This is a genomic window from Nonomuraea rosea (genome assembly GCF_039539705.1).
In the GTDB taxonomy this organism is placed as follows: domain Bacteria; phylum Actinomycetota; class Actinomycetes; order Streptosporangiales; family Streptosporangiaceae; genus Nonomuraea; species Nonomuraea rosea.
In genome coordinates this window covers 574,573-595,035 of sequence record NZ_BAABDQ010000001.1, presented here as the reverse complement: position 1 = coordinate 595,035, position 20,463 = coordinate 574,573, and the positions used below count along the sequence as shown (strand labels likewise).

Sequence of the window (20,463 nt, the reverse complement as noted above, 5' to 3'; positions counted from 1 at the left end):
GTGTAACCGGTCAAGTGGATTACAACAGTCACACGGATACGGTGGTCAGAGTCGCGGTGGCCCTCGTCAACGCGCTGACCCCAGGTGAGCAGCGCGGACGTGTCTTCGAGTGGCCGGCGGACCAGGGGGTCGCGGCCACCGAGGCCCTGCGTACCGTCTATCCGTCCTGGCGCGCGATCACCGAGGCCGAGGGCGCCGAGCTGGCCCACGTCGCCGAGCGGCTGCGCCGGATCTTCGCCGCGGTCGCCGCGGCCGACGTCGACACCGCCGCCACGCAGGTGAACGCGCTGCTGGCGGAGACCAACGCCAGGCCGATGCTGGAGAGGCACGACGGCGAGCCGTGGCACCTGCACTTCCACGGCCAGGACGGCACGGTGGCCGGGGACTGGGCGGCGAGCTGCGCCACCGGGCTCGCGATCGTGCTGGGCAGCGAGTTCAGCGATCGGCTCGGCGTCTGCACGGCGCCGCACTGCGACCGCGTCTACGTGGACGTCTCGCGCAACGGCACCAGGAGGTTCTGCTCCACGGCGTGCCAGAACCGCGTCAAGACGGCCGCCTTCCGAGCCAGAAGCAAGGCGGAGTGACAGGTCAGGGCGGAGTGGCTCAGGTCAGCAGGCGGATCGGCGCGCCGTCGAGAAAGGACTCGATGTCCTGTACGGCCTCACGGAAGTACGTCTCGTAGTTGGCCTCGGTCACGTACCCGAGATGCGGCGTGGCCAGCACGTTCGGCAAGGTCCGCAGCGCGTGCCCGGCAGGCAGCGGCTCCCGCTCGAACACGTCCAGCCCGGCCCCCGCCAGCCGCCCCGCCCGCAGCGCCGCCACCAGGGCGTCCTGGTCGACGATCGCCGCCCGCGCGGTATTGACCAGGTAGGCCTCCGGACGCATCAGCGCCAGCTCGCGCGCCCCGACCAGCCCCCGCGTCCTGTCGCTGAGCACGAGATGGACCGAGACGACGTCGGACCCGGACAGCAGCGCGTCCTTGTCCGGGGCCAGGCGCACGCCGGCCGCGTCGGCCCGGTCTTTCGTCAGGTGCTCGCTCCAGGCCAGGACATCCATCCCGAACGCCAGGCCGACCGCCGCCACCCGCGACCCGATCTTGCCCAGGCCGAGCAGCCCGAGCGTGCGGCCGTGCAGGTCGGTGCCGAGGGTGTGCTGCCAGGGGCCGTCCGCGCGCACGGCCGTGGCCTCGGGGACGAGGTGGCGGGTCAGGCCGAGGATGAGAGCCCAGGTCAGTTCGACCGGCGGGGTGGAGCTGCTGCCCGTGCCGCAGACGGTGACCCCGTGCTCGCGGGCGGCGGCCAGGTCGATGGAGGCGTTGCGCAGGCCCGTGGTGACGAGCAGCCGCAGGTTCGGCAGCCGGGCGAACAACCCGGCGGTGAACGGCGTGCGCTCCCGCATGACGACCACGATCTCGGCGTCGGAGATCGCCGCGACGAGGTCGTCCTGGCTGGTGAAGTGCTCGCGGAAGCTCGTCGCCCGCACCCTGGACCAGTCGGCCAGGCCGAGGGCCACGCCCTGATAGTCGTCGAGTACGGCGCAGCGCGGCAGCATGGCCGAAATCTTACGTGGACCCTAACCGCAGGGCGGCTTTCCCCTTACCTCCCGAACCATCCCAGACGCCCGGACGTGCGAAAGGGTGTCCTGAAGTCCGATGGGAGAGGAATCATCCCATGCGTAGACGTTTGGCGGCCGCCACCCTCGCTACCGCCGCCACCCTCACCGCGATCGTCGCGCTCCCCGGCCCAGCCGGCGCGACCACCGCCGCCACCGCCGCCACCACCGCCGCCACCACCGCCGTCGACGCGCACCGCGTCAGGCTGAACGGCAGGCAGGAAGTCCCGGGCCCCGGTGACCGCAACGGTTCCGGCACGTTCGTCTACCAGGTGCGCGGCTGGCAGCTCTGCTACGTCATCACCGCGCGCAAGATCAGGCCCGCGACCATGGCCCACATCCACAAGGGCAAGAAGGGCGTGGCCGGCCCGATCGTCGTCGCGCTGAAGGCTCCGGCCAAGGGCTTCGCCCGCGGCTGCATCAAGGCGGTCAAGCACCAGAACGCCAAGAACGCCACCATGACCCTCACCAGGCGCGAGCTGCGCGGGATCGTGAAGTGGCCACACCTCTACTACGCCAACGTGCACAACAAGAGGTATCCGGCCGGCGCCATCCGCGGCCAGCTCGCATGAGCAGCTCGATGCCCTACTAGACGGTCCCCTGCTCCAGCTCCCCGGGGGCGGCCCGGGGAGCTGGAGCCCGTTCATTCGGCGGTCAGCCGTTCCGCCTCTTCGTGCATCGCGAGGATCAGCACGAGCTCTATCTGAAGCTCCGCCAGATCGGATCGCGTGGGGTCGTCTAGGACGCGCATGTCGAGCCTCCCTGACCATAGGACGCCCCACGAGCCACAAGGGTTTACGTCTCGCTCTTGAAGCGTTCCCACGCGGATTGCCGGGTCATGCCGAGCGAGCCGCCGATGCGCTCCCAGCTGACGTCCCTGCCGCGCAGGTGCCCTACCCAATCGCGCAGATTGTCGTCCACCTGCGCCTGCACGGCGGCTATTTTCGGAAGATGCTCGAGGATTTGCTCTTCTGTCAGGGTCTCCCACACGGGGAGCCGTGGATCAGTGGAGGAAGCTAATTTCTCCCCTTCGAGAATTTCGCCGCACAGCCCTACACATTCGTTGCAAATGTGCACTCCAGGACCGGCAATCATCTTGTCCACATCTGTGCTCTTCTTATGACAGAAGGAGCAGTGGATTTTCTCTTTCCAGTCAGGCATGACCTGACGGTAGTCCGTCAGGCTGCGCCTGACAACCCCGACGGGCGATCACGTTCGAGCTGCGCCTGCAGGATCGTCTGCCGCTCGTCGGTGATCCTGCGGCTGAGCATCAAGTACGCGGTCAGCACCTTGTCGTACGCGTTGCGCGCCTGTTCGAGCTGCTCGGTCAGGCTCGGAACCCGGTCGGTGTCGCCGAACTGCTCGGCCTCCGCCAGCAACGTACGAGCCTCGTCCACGATCTCTTCGGCCCGCATCCTCGTACGCCGGAGCAGAGCCGCGCATTCGTGCAGCTCCGTCAGCCGTGCCGACGAGATGATGAACTCAGCAGTGTGCACGGCCGAGCCGTCGGCCGTCCGCCTGCGGAGATTCGATCCCATTTCCCGCCACCTCCCGGTCAAGGTTGCCTAACTGTAGACGCGCAACCCCCGCGAGAGGATCACTCGCTTGGGCCGGGAGTATCTGAATGCACCTAGCGGAGAGGTTTCTACCACCGGGATGGAAATCCTCTTCCCCGAAACCCATTCGGTGCGGGCTAAATGTGGTATTTGGCGGGCTTGCTGGGCCCTATTTGGTGGATTGCCGCGAATCTCCGCTGATCACAAAAGCCCGTGATGAAGACGACCGATCGCCCCTCACGGGTACCGCCTCTCGTCACATACTGAAACGGGATGACAGCGCAATGTGACTTTGAAGTGGCGGCGGTGGTGGCGATGCCGGAAATCGGTGACGATGACGACGCGGTGGATGTCAGCGTTGTCATCCCGGCGCACAACTGCCGGGCCTACCTCGACAGATGCCTGACCTCCGCGCTCGTGCAGCGGGTGAAGAAAGAGCTGATCGTCGTGGACGACGGCTCCACGGACGGCGGCTCGGAGCTGCTCGACCTCTACGCCGCCTACCACAAGGGCAGCGTCAAGGTGATCCACATCCCGGCCAGCGGCGGCGCGGGCCGCCCGCGCAACATCGGCATCGAGCACGCCACCGGCCGGTACGTGTTCTTCTGCGACGCCGACGACCACCTCGGCCCCGAGGCGCTGGAACGCATGGTCGCCGTCGCCGACAGGAACGACTCCGACATCGTCCTCGGCAAGATCGTGGGGCACGGCAGGCGGGCGCCGATGTCGATGTTCCAGCAGGGCGCCGACCGGGTGGGCCTGGCCGACAGCACCGTCTACAACAGCCTGAGCTGTTTCAAGCTGTTCAGGAGAGAGCTGCTGGAGCGCCACAGGATCAGGTTCGGCGAGGGGATGCTCGTCGGCGAGGACATCCTGTTCACCGTGCACGCCTACTGCCACGCGGACGTGATCTCCGTGGTGGCCGACTACGACTGTTACCACCTGGTCTCCAGGCCCGACGGCAGCAGCATCATGCAGCAGGCCGGCAGCAGGGACCCGATCTCCTGGCTGGCCATGATCCGCGCGCCGATCGAGCTCATGGCCAGGCACGTCGAGCCGGGCCCGCTGCGCGACCACCTGCTGCGCAGGCACTTCAGGCTCGACGTGTTCGCCCAGCTCGGGACCGTGTTCCTGGAGAGCGACGACGTGCGGCGCAAGGACATCGCGCGGGAGGTGGCGGCGCTCTGCGACGAGTGGTACACCCCCGGCGTGCACGAGCGCCTCAACAGCATCGACAGGCAGCGGGCCACCGCGCTGGACGACATCGACCGCCTCGTACGCCTGGCCCGCATCGAGAACGCCACCGTCCGGCGCAGGCTGACGGGGCTGCGCTGGGACGGCGACCACCTGATCGTGACGGGCGCCGCCCGCCTCGACGGGATCACCAGGGACGACGGCCTGGCCGTGGTGCTGCGCCTGCGGCACGATCCCGCCACCGAGCTGGTCGTCCCCGCGGAGCGGCAGGGCAGCGAGTTCACCGTGCGCCTGGACATGGGCGCGCTCGGCTCCGGGATCTGGGACCTGCGGGTGGCGGTCGAGATCGAGGGCGTGGTGCGGCTCGGGAGGCTCGGCGCGGACCGCGAGAGCGGCATCACCCGCCCGCCGCCCCGGCTGATCGGCGGCGTCGTGGCGCTGCCGTACTTCACCAGGGACAACGGCAACCTGAGCATCGACGTCGGCGGGCACGTGGTCGCGGTGCCCGGCACCGTCCGGCTGATCAGGACCAGGTGGGCGATGGGGCATCGGCTGCTCATCGACGGCGAGGTCAGCGTCGTCGGCACCGCCCCCTCCGCGGCGGCGATCAGGCAGATCGTCTGGCGCGAGCGGCGTACCGGCTGCGAGCGGGTCGAGCGCGTGCTGGCCCTGCCCGGGGGCGGCTTCGCTGGGCGGCCGGCCGTGGGCCGGTTCCCGCCCGGCACCTGGGACGCCTATCTGGAGCTGGGGCTGGGCGGGCCGCCCGCGCGGTTCAGGATCGAGGCCGACGCCGAGACGGTCGTCGGGCCGCGCAGGTGGTGGGGCGCCGCGTTGATGCGGAGCGTGCGGCCGTACGCGACGCCGGGCAAGGGGCGGCTGAGCACCGTGGTGCGACGACTGACGGCTCGGACGGTCCTGCGAAAAATCTTGCCCTAATTGCCATCTATGTGCAGGTGCAAGACGATGTCGTAAAGTAGGAACGTTTGTTTCGTCCCTTTCCGGGAGGCAGTGTCGTGCACGTACCCGATGGCTTCTTCAACGCGGTCACCTCCATCTCGGCTGGAGTCGTGGCGGCCGCAGGCGTGGCCGTGTGCCTGCGGGGGGCGCGGCGGGAGCTCGACGACAGGACCGCACCCATGGCGGGTCTCGTGGCCGCGTTCATCTTCGCCGTGCAGATGCTCAACTTCCCGGTGGCCGCGGGCACCAGCGGGCACCTGCTGGGCGGCGCGCTGGCCGCGATACTCGTCGGGCCCTATACGGGCGTCCTGTGCATGGCGGTGGTGCTGCTGGTGCAGGGCGTGTTCTTCGCCGACGGCGGGCTGACCGCGCTGGGCATCAACATCACGATCATGGGCATCGTCACGGTGCTGGTCGGCTGGGGGGTCTTCCGGCTGGTGGCCGGGATGGCCAAGGGCAAGGTCGTGGCCGCGGCGTTCCTGGCCGCGCTGATCTCCGTACCGGCCTCCGCGCTGGTGTTCTCGCTGCTGTTCTGGATCGGCGGGACCGCGCCGATCGACGTGGGCACGGTGGCGGCCGCGATGGGCGGCGTGCACGTGCTCATCGGCATCGGCGAGGCCCTGATCACGGCGGCGACGGTCGGCGCGGTGCTCGCCGTGCGTCCCGACCTCGTGTACGGCGCCCGCGGCCTGACCAAGCCGCTGGTCCTGCGCGGTGCGGAGGGCACGACCACGACGGCGGGCGAGCAGGCGCCGGTGGCCGCTCCCGGCCGGCTCAAGCCGTTCCTGCTCGGCGGCGTCGGCGTGACACTGGTGCTGGCCGGGATCGTGTCGTTCTTCGCCTCCTCCTCCCCCGACGGGCTGGAGGCGGTGGCCGAGAACAAGGGCTTCCTCGACCAGGCGAGCGACCACCTGTTCGGCGGGTGGGCCCTGGCAGACTACGGTGACGTGGGCGGGATCCCGGTCGGCGTGGCCGGGATCGTGGGCGTCGGGCTCGTGCTGGTCATCGCCGGGGCGCTGGCCTACGCCGCGCGCAGCCGTAGCAAGATCTCTGACGAGATCCCGAACAAGGTCTAGGTGTGACACGTGGGCGCCGGGCATCATCATCAGCTCCACCTGCCGGGCGACTCGGCCGTGCACCGGCTGCCGCCGCAGTGCAAGCTGCTGGCCGTCTTCGCCTTCGCCATCGTCGTGGTGGCCACGCCGCGGGAGCGGTTCTGGGCGTTCGCGGCGTACGCGGTGCTGCTCGGCGGCGTGGCGCTGGCCGCCAGGGTGCCGCCGGCGCACGTGTTGCGGCGGATGGTGATCGAGGTGCCGTTCGTGCTGTTCGCGTTCCTGATCCCGGTCGTCGGGCTGGGGGAGCGGACCACGGTGCTCGGCCTGTCGCTGAGCGTGCCCGGCCTCTGGGCGGCCTGGAACATCCTGGCCAAGGCCACGCTCGGGGTGATCGCCTCGATCCTGCTGGCGGCCACCACGGAGCCGCGGGCCATCCTGATCGGGGCCCAGCGGCTCAGGCTGCCGGGCCTGCTGGTGCAGATCGCCATGTTCATGCTGAGATACCTGGACGTGATCATGGATGAGATGCGGCGGATGCGGGTGGCTCGGGAGTCTCGTGGGTTCGAGGCGCGAAATTTCCGGCAGATCCCGGTGATCGCGCGGTCCGCGGGCGCGCTGTTCATCCGCTCGTACGAGCGGGGTGAGCGGGTGCATCTGGCGATGCTCAGTCGGGGATATACAGGTCAGATGCCGATATTTCAGGATCTGTCGGCGTCGGCTCGCCAATGGGGTGCGGCGCTCGCCCTGCCCGCGATGGCACTCGCAGTGTTGGGACTGTCCTGGTGAACGTACTCGATGGCACGAACTCCCTTGAGGTGCGGCAGCTCGCCTACGCCTACCCCGACGGCACGCAGGCCCTGTTCGGCGTGGACCTGTCCATCGCCCGCGGCGAGCGCGTCGCGTTGCTCGGCCCGAACGGGGCCGGCAAGACCACCCTCGTCATGCACCTCAACGGCATTCTCACGGCCGGGCACGGGACCGTCACCGTGGCCGGCACCCCGGTGCGCGGTGACACGCTCAAAGAGGTCAGGCAGCGCGTCGGCCTGGTCTTCCAGGACCCCGACGACCAGCTCTTCATGCCCACGGTCAGGGACGACGTCGCCTTCGGCCCGGCCAACGCCGGCCTGCGCGGCGCGGACCTGGACCGTGTGGTGAAGGAGGCCCTGGAGCGGGTCGGCATGCTGGAGGCCATCGACCGGCCGCCGCACCACCTGTCGTTCGGGCAGCGGCGCAGGGTGGCCGTGGCGACCGTGCTGGCGATGCGGCCCGAGATCCTGGTGCTCGACGAGCCGTCCTCCAACCTGGATCCGGCCGCCCGCAGGGAGCTGGCCGAGATCCTGCGCTCCCTCGACGTGACCGTGCTCATGGTCACGCACGACCTTCCGTACGCGCTGGAGTTGTGCGAGCGCTCGCTCATTCTCTCCGGCGGTGTGATCGCCGCCGACGGGCCCACTCGGAAGCTGCTCGCGGACACGGATCTGCTGGCCGAACACCGCCTGGAGCTCCCGTACGGCTTCGCCATCCCCGCCGTCTGAGACGGTTTATGCGAGCTCTATACCCGGCTTGTCCCGATACTTCCTACTTCTCGTAGTTTCTGCATGCCCGGTATCCGGGGATGTCGAAGTACAGTGGCTCATCGAGGAGGGGCCAAATGAAGCTGCGGCTTGCGCGACACGCCCTGGGTGACGCCGTGGTGGTGGCCGTTGAGGGAGAGCTTGACCTGTTCACCGCACCGTTCCTGCGTGATGAGGTGCGTGATGCCATCAAGCAGGACGGCGCCAGGCTCGTGCTCGATCTGCAGCAGCTGTCGTTCATGGATTCCAGCGGGCTTTCCGTGCTGATCGAGGCTTGGCGGCTGGCGACGGGAGAAGGCGGCGGCGTGTCTCTGGCCGCGCCCCAGGCTCCCGTGGCGCGCATTCTCCGCACGACGGGTCTCGACCGGCGCATCAAGGTGTATTCCGACGTCGACAGTGCCGTGGGGGGAATTTAACCGCCCCCGAGTAGAACTTCATTCGGTTGGCGGGTTAGGGTCCGGGATATGGACGTGAACGGATCTGCAGCAATCATCTCCGGCGGCGCCAGCGGGCTCGGCGAGGCCACGGCGCGCGAGCTGGCGCGCCTGGGCGCCACCGTGGTCATCGCCGACCTCAACGAGGAGCGCGGCAAGACCGTCGCCGACGAGCTCGGCGGCGTCTTCGCCAAGACGGACGTGTCGGACGAGGAGCAGGTGCAGGCGGCCGTGGACGCCGCCGTGGCCACCGGCAAGCCCCTGCGCGTCGTGGTCAACAGCGCCGGAATCGGCTGGGCGGAGCGCACGGTCAACCGTGACGGCAACCCGCACAACCCGGCCTCCTACCGCAAGGTCATCGAGGTCAACCTGATCGGCACGTTCAACCTCATGCGCATCGGCGCGGCCGCCATCGCCAAGACCGAGCCGGTCGACGCCGACGGGCAGCGCGGCGTGGTGGTCAACACCGCGTCCGTGGCCGCTCTGGAGGGACAGACGGGACAGCTCGCCTACTCGGCCTCCAAGGGCGGAATCGTGGGCATGACGGTGCCCGCGGCGCGCGACCTGGCCGCGATCGGCGTACGCGTCAACACCATCTGCCCCGGGATCATCGACACCCCGATCTACGGCTTCTCGGCCAACGCCGATGACTTCAAGGCCAAGCTGGTGGCGCCGGTGGTGTTCCCCAAGCGCATGGGCCGGGCCGACGAGTTCGCGCACCTGGTCAGGTCCCTCGTCGAGAACGACTACATGAACGCCGAGGTCATCCGCTTCGACGGCGGCATCCGCTTCCAGCCCAAGTGAGGCCCCCAGCGACACCCCCGATCGGAAAGGTTTCCCGTGTCTGACGAAGTGCTCGTCGAGGAGTCCGGCAACGTCGCCGTCATCACCATCAACCGCCCCAAGGCGCGCAACGCCGTCAACGGCGCGGTGGCCCGGGGGATCGCCGACGCGCTGGACGCGCTCGACGCCCGCCCGGACGTCTCCGCGTACGTGCTGACCGGCGCCGGCGGCACCTTCTGCGCGGGGATGGACCTGAAGGGGTTCCTGACCGGCGACTTCCCGGTGGTTGAAGGCCGCGGCTTCGGCGGCCTGACGGAGTCGCCGCCGAAGAAGCCGCTGGTGGCCGCCGTCGAGGGCTACGCGCTCGCGGGCGGGTTCGAGATGGCGCTGGCGTGCGACATCATCGTGGCCTCGTCGGAGTCCACCTTCGGCCTGCCCGAGCCCAGGCGCGGCCTGGTGGCGGGCGCCGGCGGCATCATGCGGCTGCCGCGCAGGATCCCGTACCACGTGGCCATGGAGATCGCGCTGACCGGCGAGCACTACCCGGCGGCCCGCCTGTACGAGCTCGGCCTGGTCAACCGGATCACCGAGCCGGGCGCGGCGCTGGAAGGGGCGCTCGAACTGGCCCGCAAGATCGCCGCCAACGCCCCGCTGGCCCTGGCCGCGACCAAGCAGGTCGTCATCGAGTCGCAGGACTGGTCGCGCGAGGAGATGTTCAAGAAGCAGGGCGCGATCATCAACCCGGTGTTCGGCTCGAAGGACGCCATGGAGGGCGCCGCGGCCTTCGCCGAGAAGCGCGCGCCTCAGTGGAAGGGCGAATAGCCCCTCGAACGAGCCGCCCTCCCGCTTCCGTGAGATTCCCGCCGGAACGGGAGGGCTCTCCATGACGCACGCACGGCTCTTCCTGCGTACGGTAAAGAGAGAGGAGACGACCTACCAGGAGAGCGCATGAGCGACTATTCGGGTTCCAGATACGAGTCGGCCAAGCGCGGCGCCGGAGCCCTCCTGTCCGGTGCGCTCAGCTCGCTCATCATCGTGGTCGGCATGCTCGCCGTCATGTGGGTCGTCGAGGGCGTCGACTTCTTCCTCAACGGCACGCTCGACCGGCAGTTCGGCATCATCGGCTGGGAGCCCGACGGGCTGATCGGCATCCTGTTCGCCCCGTTCCTGCACGGCGGCTTCGGTCACCTCATGGCCAACTCGCTGCCGCTGCTGGTCCTCGGCTTCCTGGCCGGGCTGCGCGACGTGCGCAAGTTCCTGTGGGCCAGCGCGCTCATCATCCTGATCGGCGGCCTCGGCACCTGGCTCACCAGCCCGGGCGTCTACACGGTGGGCGCGAGCGGCCTGGTCTTCGGCTACTTCGGCTTCATCCTGGCCCGCGGCGTGTTCGACCGCCATCTCCTCGACATCGCGATCGCGATCGGCGTGGGCATCGCCTACTACGGGATCCTGGCCGGTCTGCTGCCGAACCAGCAGGGCATCTCCTGGCAGGGGCACCTGTTCGGGCTGCTCGGCGGCGTGGTGGCCGGCTGGGTGCTGCGCCGCAAGCGCGCACTGCCGGCCCGCCCCTCCTTCTAGGAAGACTCGCCGGAGGTCAGGTGCGAGCGCGTGTGCTCGGCCGGTGAGCTGGACAGCAGCCGATCGATGTAGGCCAGGCCGATGGCGGAGGCCACGAACGCCAGATGCATGATCGTCTGCCACATCATCTTGTCGTTGGGCGTCGTCTGCGCCCTGATGAACGTCTGCAGCAGATGCACCGACGAGATGCCGATGATGGCCGTGGCCAGCTTGACCTTCAGCACGTTCGCGTTGACGTGCGAGAGCCACTCGGGCTCGTCGGGGTGGTCGTTGAGGTCGATGCGCGAGACGAACGTCTCATAGCCGCCGATGATGACCATGATCAGCAGGTTGGAGATCATCACCACGTCGATGAGCGCCAGGACCGTGAGCATGACCACGACCTCGGCGGCCGGGGCGGCCGCCGCCTGGACGGACTCCTTGTGCAGGAACACCGTCTCGATCAGGTGCCAGAGCTCCAGCGCGAACTGCCAGACGTAGACGGCCTGGGCCACGATGAGGCCCAGGTAGAGGGGGACCTGGAGCCAGCGGCTGGCAAACATCAGATAACCGAGGCTCTTCGGTCGCGCGGTCCTCTGGCCGAATCGGGGTTTTTCGGGCAAGAATGTTTCCTACTAATCGAGCCGGAGGGATTTGGTCTGTTGGCGAACCTGGGATCCCTGGAACGCGCGATCATGGACGTGCTGTGGGATGCCGGGAAAGGGCTGCGGGTCAGAGAGCTCCTCGGCAAGCTCAACGAGGAGCGCGAGCTCGCCTACACCACGGTGCAGACCGTGGCCGAGCGGCTGGTGCGCAAGGGCCTGCTCGTACGCACGCCGTACCGCAACGCCTTCCGCTACGCCGCGGTCATGACACGGGACGAACACGTCTCCAGCCTCATGCTGGCAGCTCTGGAAGCCAGCACCGACCGGCTGCCGGTGCTGGCGAAGTTCGCGCAGAGCGTCGAGGAGGAGGACGCCCTGGCGCTCCTGGACGAGCTGGCCCGCAGGACGGGCCGGCGCGCGGCTGACTAGAGGCGCTCGACCACGTGGTCGACGCAGACCGTCAGCGCCTCGACGTCGGCCGGGTCGATGGCCGGGAACATCGCGATGCGCAGCTGGTTGCGGCCGAGCTTGCGGTAGGGCTCGGTGTCGACGATGCCGTTGGCGCGCAGCACCTTGGCCACGGCCGCGGCGTCCACCTCGTCGGCGAAGTCGATCGTGCCGACCACCTGCGAGCGGAACTCGGGGGCGGCGAACGGCGAGGTGTAGGACGTCTTCTCGGCCCAGGTGTAGAGGCGCTGGCTGGAGTCGGTCGTGCGGGCGGTGGTCCAGGCCAGGCCGCCGTTGCCGTTCATCCAGTCGAGCTGGTCGGCCAGCAGGAACAGGGTGGACACGGCCGGCGTGTTGTAGGTCTGGTCCTTGGCGGAGTTGTCGATCGCGACCGGCAGGCTGAAGAACTCCGGCACGAAGCGCCCGGTCGCGGCGATCTCCTCGACCCTGGCCAGGGCGCGCGGCGACATGATCGCGATCCACAGGCCGCCGTCGGAGGCGAAGCTCTTCTGCGGGGCGAAGTAGTAGACGTCCGTCTCGGCGATGTCGACGGGCAGGCCGCCGGCGCCGGAGGTGGCGTCCACGAGGACCAGGTCGTCGTCGCCGCCCACGCGGGTGATCGGCATCGCGACGCCGGTCGAGGTCTCGTTGTGGGTGAGCGCGTAGACGTCCACGCCGTCCTCGGCGACGGCGACCGGGTGGGTGCCGACCTCGGACTTGATCACGCTCGGCTCGCCCAGCCAGGGCGCCTTCTTGGCGACCGTCGCGAACTTCGAGGAGAACTCGCCGAACGACAGGTGCTGCGACCTGTCGCGGATGAGCCCGAAGGCGGCGATGTCCCAGAACGCGGTGGTGCCGCCGTTGCCCAGGACGACCTGGTAGCCCTCTGGCAGCGAGAAGAGGTCGGCGAGCCCGGAGCGTACGCGGCCGACCAGGCTCTTGACCGGCTTCTGGCGATGGGAGGTGCCCATGAGGCTCGCGCCGGAGGCGGCGAGCGCGGCCAGTTGCTCGGTGCGAACCTTCGATGGCCCGCAGCCGAATCGGCCGTCGGCGGGCTTGATGTCAGCGGGAATCACGATGTCAGCCACGTAATGGAGCCTACCGAGAGGCGCGGAATGGCTTGAACGCGGTCCGGATTCTGAGACCTGTGAAACGTTCATGTTTGGTCGTGCTGGACGCCAGGTCAGGGGCAAGTGGCCGGCAGGGGACTTGACGTAATGCGCTGAGACCCGCACCTTTCCTGGCAAGTCGTATGAGGCGTGATGACCATGGATGAAAACGACATCCTTACCGGCAGGGAGCTGGAGATCCTCTCACTGACCGGTTCCGGGCACAGCGCCCAGGAGATCGCGGCCCTGGTAGGCATCTCCCGCTGCGCGGTGGAGAACCACCGGCGGCGCATCTATCACAAGCTCGGCGTGGCGGGCCCGAGCCAGGCGGTGGCCATGGGCCTCGCGCTGGACCCGCGCGCCGTGCCCCTGCGGTCGTCCGGGGCCGCGGCCCCGTTCGGCAGGCAGCTGGTGGTGGTGCACGCCCGGTGTGTCGTGGCCGCTGAGCTGGTGACGCGCACGATGATCGGGTGCGGGCGGGCGGTCGTCGCGGTCAGGACCGTGGCCCCTTGTGAGGACCATGTGGAGGGCTGGTCCACGATCGTGTTCACGGCGGTGCTCGTGGATCCCGTGCCCGGCGACTGGCTGCTGCCGGTCCGGCTCGGGGCCCGTACCGTCGCGGTGCCCTCGGAGCCGCCCGGCCCGGCCGCGGTGACGGAGGCGATGGCCCGCGGCGCGTACGCCGTGCTGTGGCTGCAGGACGTGCCCGAGCACCTGTGCGCGGTCCTCGACCTGGTGGCCAAGGGATACGTGGTGGTGGGGGCGAGCGGGCGGCCCGAGCTCGTACCGCGGCTGACCGCGCGGGAGCGCGACGTGCTGGCCTCGATCGCGGACGGTCACACCATCAGGCAGACCGCCCGCTTGCTCGGGATCGCGAGCAAGACCGTGGAGAGCACGCGCGCCCGTCTGTTCAGGAAGCTCGGCGCGCGCAACAGGTCACAGGCGCTGGCCATCGCCTATCGGACCGGGCTGGTGGCGGGGCAGGATCGCCCCGCCGTCGCGATCACTGCCCGCGGCTCGCCGGGTCAACCCGCGCGAACGTGAGCAGGTCCACCATCCGGAAGTCGCCGGTCGCCCCGGCGCGCCGCGGCAGGGTGGGCCGCCAGGCCGGGTTGGTCGCGAGGTAGGAGCTCGGGTCGAGCTGCAGCAGCCCGATGAAGACCTCGCCCACGATCCTGGCGCCCACGCCGGCCATCCTGAGGCCGCCGCCCAGGACCTCGGCCTCCTTGAGCACGTAGTACCAGAGGGGGGTGCTGGACGGCAGGCCGTGCCCGATCGCCTGCAACTCGGGGAAGTGCTGCGCCTCCAGGGCCTGTACGCCGATCGCGCGGGCGATGTTCTGCCCGGACGGGATCGACCAGGTGATGTGGCGCAGCAGGTTGCGGGTGGCCAGCGAGGTCGGCGGATCCGCCGAGGGGATCGCGGCCAGCGGCAGGTTGAACAGCGGTGTGGAGATCTTGGTGTCGATGCGCTTGTTCGGCCGCACCTCGCCGTCGCCGAAGTCGAAGAACGTCTGCCAGCCGATGAACCGCCTGGCCGCCCTGGCCCCGCCGCGCAGGTCGACGGGATCGGCCTGGCCCTGTCCCGCGGGGTCGAAGATGAACCCGAAGAAGGGCGTGCCGTCGGGGTTGCCCGCGAGGTTGGCCCGGTAGGAGGGCCGGACCATGCTGTGCCCGAACCGGTAGGCGGCACCCTGGAACTCGACGGGGATGAACTGCTGGCCGGCCACCGGACGGTAGAAGCGCCGCCCGTTCGTGAGGATGTCGTTGACCACGCTCTGCCCGATGATCAGGGGTAAGAACTCCTTGATCACGAGCCACTGGTAGTGCCACCTGACCTGCTGCCTGGCGGCCTCGAAGACGTTGCCCTGCTGGCCCTGGGCGCGCAGGTGGTCTACCACCCTGTTGTGGAACAGCAGGAAGGCGGCGTGCAGACCGGAGATCATCAGGTTCTCGTCGTTGCGGGGGTCGGGGATGATGGCGCTCCGGTTCGCCCGGCGCGGCATGTCCTCGAACCTGCCGCCGCTCTCCACCCGGAACTTCGCGGTGTCGGCGGGGTCGTAGAACTGCGGGGTGGCCGTGGGGCCGCCACCGTAGAGGCTGTCGAGGTCGAGGCCCGGCGTCCTGGTGTTGGGCGACTGCTCGGGCGCGGTCGGCACGCCGAGCGGCGAGGTCTCGTCGAAGGTCATGTCGTGGTCGATGAACTGGCCGAAGAACGTCACCCCGGCGGTGTGGGTGCCGTTGTCGAGGTTGTTCGGGCTGAGCTCGGGATTGGTGATCAGCCGGATGGGGCCCTCCTGCAGCGGGTCCTTGGCGTCGATCAGGCCACCGGGGCGGCCCATCTCCATCAGCGCCTGGCGCAGGCTCGGCGCGTTGAGGTCCGCGAACGGGGCGAGGTTGAAGATCCGGCCGAACATGTCGGGGGAGGTGGCCAGGCCGCCGGCGCGGGCCGTGACGACCTTGGCGAGGGCTTCCGCGGGGGTGAGCGTCAGGGCCGCGGCCCCGGCTCCCACGCCGGTGAGAAAGCCGCGCCTGCTCACACCATGTTGGGGATCGTCGATGGATCGGGGCATGACATGCCTCCTTGCCGGCCTCCCGTCCGAGAGCAGGCAGGAGCGCAGGCGGGCGCCGACGGTCGATGTCAGGGTGATCGTCAGGCCTGCTCACGGGAGGGTGGGGGTGCCTGCAGTCAGGCTGATCCCTTGACAGGAGGCGGTCAAGGACAACTTTCCCCTAGTGCTTTTCGGTCGCAGGGGACAGGACCGTTCCAGGAAACCGAAAGGCTACCGCGGGCGCGAGCCACGCGGTAGCCAGGGGAAGAGCGGTTCAGAGCGTGCCGGCCACCTCGCCGGCGCCCGGGACCTCGCTGAGCGGGCGAGAGGCCGGGCCGATGTAGTTCGCGCTCGGGCGGACGAGCCTGCCCGTCAGCTTCTGCTCCAGGATGTGCGCGGCCCATCCGGCCGTGCGGGCGCAGGTGAACATCGAGGTGAACATGTGGGAGGGCACCTCGGCGAAGTCCAGCACCACGGCGGCCCAATATTCCACGTTCGTGGCGAGCACGCGGTCGGGCTTGCGTGCGTGCAGCTCCTCAAGCGCGGCCTGCTCCAGCGCCGCCGCGACCTCGTAGCGAGGCGCGTCGAGCTCCTTGGCGGTGCGGCGCAGGACACGGGCGCGCGGGTCCTCGGCGCGGTAGACGCGGTGGCCGAAGCCCATGAGCCTGTTGCCCTTGTCGAGCTCGCTCTGGACGTACTTCTTGGCGTCGCCGAGATGCTCGACGCCCTCGATCATGTGCAGCACGCGCGCCGGGGCGCCGCCGTGCAGCGGGCCCGACATCGCGCCCACGGCGCCCGAGAGCGCCGCCGCCACGTCGGCCCCGGTGGAGGCGATGACGCGGGCGGTGAAGGTGGAGGCGTTCATGCCGTGCTCGGCCGCGGAGGTCCAGTACGCGTCGATGGCCCTGACGTGCTTGGGATCGGGCTCACCGCGCCAGCGGACCATGAAGCGTTCGACGATGGTCTTGGCCTCGTCGACGCGGCTCTGCGGCACCATCGGCAGGCCCAGCCCGCGAGCGGACTGCGCGACGAACGACAGCGCCATCACGGAGGAGCGCGCGAGCTGGTCGCGGGCCTCCTCGTCACTGATGTCGAGCAGGGGCTTGAAGCCATAGGCCGGAGCCAGCATGGCGAGCGCGCTCTGCACGTCTACGCGGATGTCACCAGAATGGACAGGAATGGGGTACGGCTCCGCCGGGGGCAGCCCCGGCTGGAACTTGTTGTCGACCAGCAGGCCCCAAACAGCCCCGAACGGGACGCGGCCGACCAGCTCCTCAATGTCGACACCCCGGTATCGAAGGGCGCCCCCTTCTTTGTCCGGTTCCGCGATCTCGGTCTCGAAAGCTACGACGCCTTCGAGGCCGGGTTTGAAGTCGGACATACTCGGCCGCCTCCCTTTCCCTTGCCATGTTTGGGCAATGCCTTGATGTCGAGATACCGGCGGGTCAATTTAACCCCCTCCCTGCTCGTGCTCAGTCTCGGGACCCGCCGAAACCTCAAAGCGCCTGGTCGGGAGCGGTGCGTGGGATCCGCCACACAAGCGCGCAAGAATACCGTCTCGTGGATGCCACCCCGCGCCCGCCCGTGCTGGCGGGGCTTCGCCGTACGTACGAGGGCCAGCCGCTGCTCGAATCCGACCTCGCGCCGGATCCCATCGCGCAATTCACCACCTGGTTCCAGCAGGCGCTCGACGCCGGCCTGCCAGAACCCAACGCCATGGTGCTGGCCACCGCCTCCGCCGGAGGCCGCCCCAGCGCCAGGACGGTCCTGCTGAAGGGCTATGACGAACGGGGATTCGTCTTCTACACCAACTACGAGTCGCGCAAGGGCCGCGACCTGGCCGAGAACGCCCGCGCCTCGCTGCTGTTCCCCTGGCACTCGATCCGCCGCCAGGTCCGCGTCGAGGGCACGGTGAGCCGGATCTCGCACGCGGAGTCGGCCGACTACTTCAATTCGCGCCCGTACGGCTCGCGCATCGGAGCCTGGGCCTCGCGCCAGTCGGCCGTCGTGCGGTCCAGGGAGGAGCTGGACGCCCGTTATGAGGAGCTGGCGGAGCGCTGGCCGGAGGATCCGCCGGTGCCCGACTTCTGGGGCGGTTTCCGGGTGATCCCGGTGGAGGTGGAGTTCTGGCAGGGACAGCTTGATCGGATGCACGACAGGCTCCGCTACCGGCGCACGCGCCCCGGATGGGCCCTGGAGAGACTTGCCCCCTAATGTGCTTTAAGTGGCATTCGGGGAGCTGGTCAAGCGTCATCTGGTGGACACCCGGCCGCTGGGGGTGCCTGAATACCGGCGGATCTGGCTGGGCCAGGCGGTCTCGCACGTCGGCGTCGGCGTCACCGTCGTCGCCGTCGGGCAGCAGATCTGGGAGCTGACCCACTCCTCGCTCTGGGTCGGGCTGCTCGGCATGGCCAACCTGATCCCGCTGGTCGTGTTCGGGCTGTGGGGAGGCGCGGTCGCCGACGCCGTGGACCGGCGCAAGCTGCTCCTCGTGGGCTCGGTCATCGCCTGGGCGGCCACGTTGTTCATCCTGGCGCAGGCGTTACTCGGGCTGGGCAACGTCTATCTGATCTTCGCGGCGGTCGCGCTCAACGCCACCGGGTTCGCGATCACCGGGCCGACCAGAGGCGCCATCATTCCCCGTATTCTCGATCGGGAGATGGTGCCGGCGGCGAACGCGCTCAACTCGCTCGTCTACAGCATCGGCGCGGTGGCGGGGCCGATGATCGGCGCGGTCGTGCTGGCCTCCGGCGGGTTCGCGGCGGCGTACGCGGTGGATGCCCTGTTGTTCACCGCTAGCCTCTGGGCGGCCCTCAGGCTGCCCTCACTGCCTCCGCTGGGCGAAGTGACGCGCCCGGGTGCCCGAGCCGTCCTGGAGGGGCTCAGCTTCATCGTCAGGAGCCCGGTGCTGCTGATGTCGTTCGTCGTGGACATCATCGCGATGGTGTTCGCCATGCCCCGGGCGCTCTTCCCCGAGCTCACCGCCGACAGGTTCGGGGGCTCCATGTTCGCGCTCGGCTGGATGACCTCCGCCCTGGCCATCGGCTCCGTCGCGGGCGCGCTGTTCTCCGGGTGGGTGGGCCGGGTCTCGCGGCAGGGCGTGGCGCTCGTCGTCGTCATCGCCGTCTGGGGCCTGGCCGTGGCCGCCGCGGGGCTGGCGAACGACCTCTGGCTGGTGGTGCTGTTCATGGCCGTCGGCGGGGTGGCGGACGTGATCTCGTCGGTGTGGCGGCAGTCGATCCTGCAGCTCTACGCGCCCGACGAGATGCGGGGGCGGATGCAGGGGGCGTTCATGGTCGTCGTGGCGGGCGGGCCGCGCCTGGGCGACCTGCGGGCCGGGGCCACGGCAACGGCTTTCGGGGTGACCGGGGCCTGGGTGGGCGGCGGCATCGCGTGCGCGGTCATCGTGGTGGTCGTCGGGCTGTCGGTGGCCGGTTTCCGTAACTACCGGGCCCGCTAGAACATCCGTAACTACCGGGCCCGCTAGCACATCAGGAACTACCGGGCCCGCTAGCACATCAGGAACTACCGGGCCCGCTAGAACATCAGGCCATTCCGGCGGCGGTTTTCAGGTCGGCCAGGAAGCCCGCGTACGCCTCGTCCCTGTCGGGCGCGCGCAGCACCGCCGACGGGTGCACGGTGGCCACCGCCACCGCGTCGCCGAGCGGCACCGGCTCCCCGCGCTGCCTGGTCACCCGGAACTCGCGCCCGAGCAGCGAGCGCGCGGCCGTCGCGCCGAGCACCACGATCACCTGGGGATCCACCGCGGCCAGCTCGGCGCTGAGCCACGGCCGGCAGGCGTCGATCTCGGCGGCCGTCGGCTTCTGATGAATACGTCTTTTCCCTTTGAGGGTGAAAGAGAAGTGCTTGACCGCGTTCGTGAGATAAACGGTGTCCCGGGCTATGCCGGCCTCCTCCAGCCCCCTGTCCAGGAGCCGGCCCGCGGGCCCGACGAACGGGTGCCCCTGCCGGTCCTCCTGGTCACCAGGTTGCTCGCCTACCAGCATGAACCTGGCCCGGCGCGGACCCTCCCCGAACACCGTCGCCGTCGCGTCCCGGTAGAGGTCACACCCCTCGCAGCAGGCCGCGGCACCGCGCAGCGAGGCGAGGTCGAGCTGGGCGGGAAGGAATCGGGCTGCCCCGTTGTTGCCATCCTTAACCATTGTCGGTCGTTCTCCCAATAGGGTTCCTGTGATTCCTGTGCCCGCTGCGGACGGGCCCAGTCCCCGCCACGACCGGCGTAACATTCAGTTGGGAGGACTGCCTTGACCGCACACGGCCTGATCGACACGACGGAGATGTATCTCCGTACGATTTACGAGCTCGAGGAGGAGGGCATCGTCCCTCTGCGCGCCCGCATCGCCGAGCGCCTCCAGCAGAGCGGCCCCACCGTGAGCCAGACCGTCGCCCGCATGGAGCGGGACGGCCTCGTTCGCGTCGAGGGCGACCGGCACCTGTCGATGACCGATCTGGGACGCACTCTGGCCACCCGGGTGATGCGCAAGCACCGCCTCGCCGAGTGCCTGCTGACCCAGGTGATCGGCCTCCCATGGGAAGAGGTGCACATCGAGGCGTGCCGCTGGGAGCACGTGATGTCGGAGTCCGTCGAGGCACGCCTGGTGACCCTGCTGGACAACCCGACCGCCTGCCCGCATGGCAACCCCATCCCCGGGCTGGCCGAGCTGGGCGCCAAGGAAGCGGCTGAGGGCAGCGCCAACGCGTTGACCTCGATGTCGGATCTCGCGGGGCCCAGAGATATACCCGTCGTCGTGCGACGAATTAGCGAACAAGTGCAAAGCGATCCCGCTGTGATGCTTAAACTCAAGCAAGTTGGGATACAACCCGGACGCGAGGTGACGCTCGCGGCGAGCGACGACGGTGTGCGGGTGACAGGTGACGGTGACGCTAACGACACTCCCGCGGAGCTTCCGCGCGATGTCGCTGCGCACGTTTTTGTCTCCAAGCGCTGACGCGCACGCAGCTGCTTGGTTGAATCCCTCTTGGGAGGCCCTCCACTCTCCCCTGGCCAA

General features: G+C 69.2%; 23 protein-coding genes. 15 read left to right on the top strand and 8 right to left on the bottom strand.

All coding sequences use genetic code 11. The features are described from left to right. Positions 1 to 14: 14 nt before the first annotated feature. On the top strand, positions 15 to 584 hold the full coding sequence (locus tag ABEA43_RS02860; protein ID WP_345558291.1) for a CGNR zinc finger domain-containing protein: 570 nt from the start codon (positions 15 to 17) through the stop codon (positions 582 to 584). Between the two features lie 19 nt (positions 585 to 603). Here the strand turns inward: ABEA43_RS02860 and ABEA43_RS02855 are convergent, their stop codons facing one another. Continuing rightward, entirely contained in the window at positions 604 to 1,551 is a 948-nt protein-coding gene (locus ABEA43_RS02855; RefSeq protein WP_345558289.1) for a D-2-hydroxyacid dehydrogenase family protein, read from the bottom strand. A gap of 119 nt (positions 1,552 to 1,670) precedes the next feature. On the opposite strand from ABEA43_RS02855, the gene ABEA43_RS02850 reads away from it, so the two are divergent. Next, on the top strand, positions 1,671 to 2,183 hold the full coding sequence (locus ABEA43_RS02850; protein ID WP_345558287.1) for a CHRD domain-containing protein: 513 nt from the start codon (positions 1,671 to 1,673) through the stop codon (positions 2,181 to 2,183). Positions 2,184 to 2,406: 223 nt separating this feature from the next. Here ABEA43_RS02850 and ABEA43_RS02845 read toward each other — a convergent pair whose 3' ends face one another. Both ABEA43_RS02845 and ABEA43_RS02840 read right to left on the bottom strand, forming a co-directional pair. Then, positions 2,407 to 2,772, bottom strand: a complete 366-nt coding sequence (locus tag ABEA43_RS02845) for a ClpX C4-type zinc finger protein (protein ID WP_345558285.1) — start codon at positions 2,770 to 2,772, stop codon at positions 2,407 to 2,409. Positions 2,773 to 2,789: 17 nt separating this feature from the next. Beyond that, the gene (locus ABEA43_RS02840; RefSeq protein WP_345558283.1) at positions 2,790 to 3,149 is read right to left on the bottom strand and encodes a hypothetical protein; all 360 of its coding nucleotides are present in this window, start codon (positions 3,147 to 3,149) and stop codon (positions 2,790 to 2,792) included. A gap of 291 nt (positions 3,150 to 3,440) precedes the next feature. Between ABEA43_RS02840 and ABEA43_RS02835 the strand changes: the two genes are divergently transcribed. The 8 genes from ABEA43_RS02835 to ABEA43_RS02800 all read left to right on the top strand — a co-directional run bounded on the left by ABEA43_RS02835 (position 3,441) and on the right by ABEA43_RS02800 (position 10,742). Continuing rightward, on the top strand, positions 3,441 to 5,297 hold the full coding sequence (locus tag ABEA43_RS02835; protein WP_345558281.1) for a glycosyltransferase family 2 protein: 1,857 nt from the start codon (positions 3,441 to 3,443) through the stop codon (positions 5,295 to 5,297). 77 nt (positions 5,298 to 5,374) lie between these two features. Continuing rightward, a complete protein-coding gene (locus ABEA43_RS02830) occupies positions 5,375 to 6,394 on the top strand; it encodes an energy-coupling factor ABC transporter permease (protein ID WP_345558280.1) in 1,020 nt (339 codons plus the stop codon). A gap of 9 nt (positions 6,395 to 6,403) precedes the next feature. Further along, positions 6,404 to 7,159 carry a cobalt ECF transporter T component CbiQ gene (cbiQ, locus tag ABEA43_RS02825; protein WP_345558278.1) on the top strand — a complete coding sequence of 252 codons (756 nt, stop codon included), beginning with the start codon at positions 6,404 to 6,406 and terminating at the stop codon, positions 7,157 to 7,159. After that, on the top strand, positions 7,156 to 7,908 hold the full coding sequence (locus ABEA43_RS02820; RefSeq protein ID WP_345558276.1) for an energy-coupling factor ABC transporter ATP-binding protein: 753 nt from the start codon (positions 7,156 to 7,158) through the stop codon (positions 7,906 to 7,908). Before cbiQ ends, ABEA43_RS02820 begins: the two co-directional genes overlap by 4 nt. A 116-nt stretch (positions 7,909 to 8,024) precedes the next feature. Then, positions 8,025 to 8,363, top strand: a complete 339-nt coding sequence (locus ABEA43_RS02815; protein WP_345558275.1) for an anti-sigma factor antagonist — start codon at positions 8,025 to 8,027, stop codon at positions 8,361 to 8,363. A 48-nt stretch (positions 8,364 to 8,411) separates the two neighbouring features. Next, positions 8,412 to 9,185 (top strand): SDR family NAD(P)-dependent oxidoreductase, encoded by a 774-nt coding sequence (locus ABEA43_RS02810; protein ID WP_345558273.1) that lies wholly within the window; start codon positions 8,412 to 8,414, stop codon positions 9,183 to 9,185. A 36-nt stretch (positions 9,186 to 9,221) separates the two neighbouring features. Further along, positions 9,222 to 9,986 (top strand): crotonase/enoyl-CoA hydratase family protein, encoded by a 765-nt coding sequence (locus ABEA43_RS02805; RefSeq protein WP_345558271.1) that lies wholly within the window; start codon positions 9,222 to 9,224, stop codon positions 9,984 to 9,986. A gap of 126 nt (positions 9,987 to 10,112) precedes the next feature. Beyond that, a complete protein-coding gene (locus ABEA43_RS02800) occupies positions 10,113 to 10,742 on the top strand; it encodes a rhomboid family intramembrane serine protease (RefSeq protein ID WP_345558269.1) in 630 nt (209 codons plus the stop codon). Here ABEA43_RS02800 and ABEA43_RS02795 read toward each other — a convergent pair. Further along, positions 10,739 to 11,284 carry a TIGR00645 family protein gene (locus tag ABEA43_RS02795; RefSeq protein ID WP_345558267.1) on the bottom strand — a complete coding sequence of 182 codons (546 nt, stop codon included), beginning with the start codon at positions 11,282 to 11,284 and terminating at the stop codon, positions 10,739 to 10,741. The genes ABEA43_RS02800 and ABEA43_RS02795 overlap by 4 nt on opposite strands. A gap of 99 nt (positions 11,285 to 11,383) precedes the next feature. Here ABEA43_RS02795 and ABEA43_RS02790 point away from each other — a divergent pair, with 99 nt between their 5' ends. Next, positions 11,384 to 11,755 carry a BlaI/MecI/CopY family transcriptional regulator gene (locus tag ABEA43_RS02790; protein ID WP_345558265.1) on the top strand — a complete coding sequence of 124 codons (372 nt, stop codon included), beginning with the start codon at positions 11,384 to 11,386 and terminating at the stop codon, positions 11,753 to 11,755. On the opposite strand, the gene serC is transcribed toward ABEA43_RS02790, so the two are convergent. After that, entirely contained in the window at positions 11,752 to 12,861 is a 1,110-nt protein-coding gene (serC, locus tag ABEA43_RS02785; RefSeq protein WP_345558263.1) for a phosphoserine transaminase, read from the bottom strand. The genes ABEA43_RS02790 and serC overlap by 4 nt on opposite strands. A gap of 174 nt (positions 12,862 to 13,035) precedes the next feature. On the opposite strand from serC, the gene ABEA43_RS02780 reads away from it, so the two are divergent. Then, positions 13,036 to 13,926, top strand: a complete 891-nt coding sequence (locus tag ABEA43_RS02780) for a LuxR C-terminal-related transcriptional regulator (protein WP_345558261.1) — start codon at positions 13,036 to 13,038, stop codon at positions 13,924 to 13,926. Here the strand turns inward: ABEA43_RS02780 and ABEA43_RS02775 are convergent. Next, positions 13,886 to 15,454 (bottom strand): peroxidase family protein, encoded by a 1,569-nt coding sequence (locus tag ABEA43_RS02775; protein WP_345558259.1) that lies wholly within the window; start codon positions 15,452 to 15,454, stop codon positions 13,886 to 13,888. The genes ABEA43_RS02780 and ABEA43_RS02775 overlap by 41 nt on opposite strands. 253 nt (positions 15,455 to 15,707) lie before the next feature. Beyond that, positions 15,708 to 16,814, bottom strand: a complete 1,107-nt coding sequence (locus tag ABEA43_RS02770; protein ID WP_345558257.1) for a citrate synthase 2 — start codon at positions 16,812 to 16,814, stop codon at positions 15,708 to 15,710. Between the two features lie 179 nt (positions 16,815 to 16,993). Here ABEA43_RS02770 and pdxH point away from each other — a divergent pair, with 179 nt between their 5' ends. Further along, positions 16,994 to 17,647, top strand: coding sequence for a pyridoxamine 5'-phosphate oxidase (gene pdxH, locus ABEA43_RS02765; protein WP_345558255.1), 654 nt, complete (start codon positions 16,994 to 16,996; stop codon positions 17,645 to 17,647). Between the two features lie 10 nt (positions 17,648 to 17,657). Next, positions 17,658 to 18,893 (top strand): MFS transporter, encoded by a 1,236-nt coding sequence (locus ABEA43_RS02760; RefSeq protein ID WP_345558253.1) that lies wholly within the window; start codon positions 17,658 to 17,660, stop codon positions 18,891 to 18,893. Positions 18,894 to 18,978: 85 nt separating this feature from the next. Here ABEA43_RS02760 and ABEA43_RS02755 read toward each other — a convergent pair whose 3' ends face one another. Beyond that, a complete protein-coding gene (locus ABEA43_RS02755; protein WP_345558251.1) occupies positions 18,979 to 19,596 on the bottom strand; it encodes a UdgX family uracil-DNA binding protein in 618 nt (205 codons plus the stop codon). Positions 19,597 to 19,698: 102 nt separating this feature from the next. On the opposite strand from ABEA43_RS02755, the gene ABEA43_RS02750 reads away from it, so the two are divergent. Beyond that, on the top strand, positions 19,699 to 20,403 hold the full coding sequence (locus tag ABEA43_RS02750; RefSeq protein WP_345558249.1) for an iron-dependent transcriptional repressor DtxR: 705 nt from the start codon (positions 19,699 to 19,701) through the stop codon (positions 20,401 to 20,403). The last annotated feature ends 60 nt before the right edge of the window (positions 20,404 to 20,463 follow it).

Bases quoted from the DNA above. Each gene is read 5' to 3' on its own strand.
- ABEA43_RS02795 (WP_345558267.1), bottom strand. From the start codon at position 11,284: ATGTTTGCCAGCCGCTGGCTCCAGGTCCCCCTCTACCTGGGCCTCATC.
- ABEA43_RS02810 (WP_345558273.1), top strand. From the start codon at position 8,412: ATGGACGTGAACGGATCTGCAGCAATCATCTCCGGCGGCGCCAGCGGG.
- ABEA43_RS02835 (WP_345558281.1), top strand. From the start codon at position 3,441: ATGACAGCGCAATGTGACTTTGAAGTGGCGGCGGTGGTGGCGATGCCG.
- ABEA43_RS02755 (WP_345558251.1), bottom strand. From the start codon at position 19,596: ATGGTTAAGGATGGCAACAACGGGGCAGCCCGATTCCTTCCCGCCCAG.
- ABEA43_RS02815 (WP_345558275.1), top strand. From the start codon at position 8,025: ATGAAGCTGCGGCTTGCGCGACACGCCCTGGGTGACGCCGTGGTGGTG.
- ABEA43_RS02800 (WP_345558269.1), top strand. From the start codon at position 10,113: ATGAGCGACTATTCGGGTTCCAGATACGAGTCGGCCAAGCGCGGCGCC.
- ABEA43_RS02780 (WP_345558261.1), top strand. From the start codon at position 13,036: ATGACCATGGATGAAAACGACATCCTTACCGGCAGGGAGCTGGAGATC.
- ABEA43_RS02845 (WP_345558285.1), bottom strand. From the start codon at position 2,772: ATGCCTGACTGGAAAGAGAAAATCCACTGCTCCTTCTGTCATAAGAAG.
- ABEA43_RS02840 (WP_345558283.1), bottom strand. From the start codon at position 3,149: ATGGGATCGAATCTCCGCAGGCGGACGGCCGACGGCTCGGCCGTGCAC.
- ABEA43_RS02770 (WP_345558257.1), bottom strand. From the start codon at position 16,814: ATGTCCGACTTCAAACCCGGCCTCGAAGGCGTCGTAGCTTTCGAGACC.
- ABEA43_RS02855 (WP_345558289.1), bottom strand. From the start codon at position 1,551: ATGCTGCCGCGCTGCGCCGTACTCGACGACTATCAGGGCGTGGCCCTC.
- ABEA43_RS02775 (WP_345558259.1), bottom strand. From the start codon at position 15,454: ATGCCCCGATCCATCGACGATCCCCAACATGGTGTGAGCAGGCGCGGC.
- ABEA43_RS02850 (WP_345558287.1), top strand. From the start codon at position 1,671: ATGCGTAGACGTTTGGCGGCCGCCACCCTCGCTACCGCCGCCACCCTC.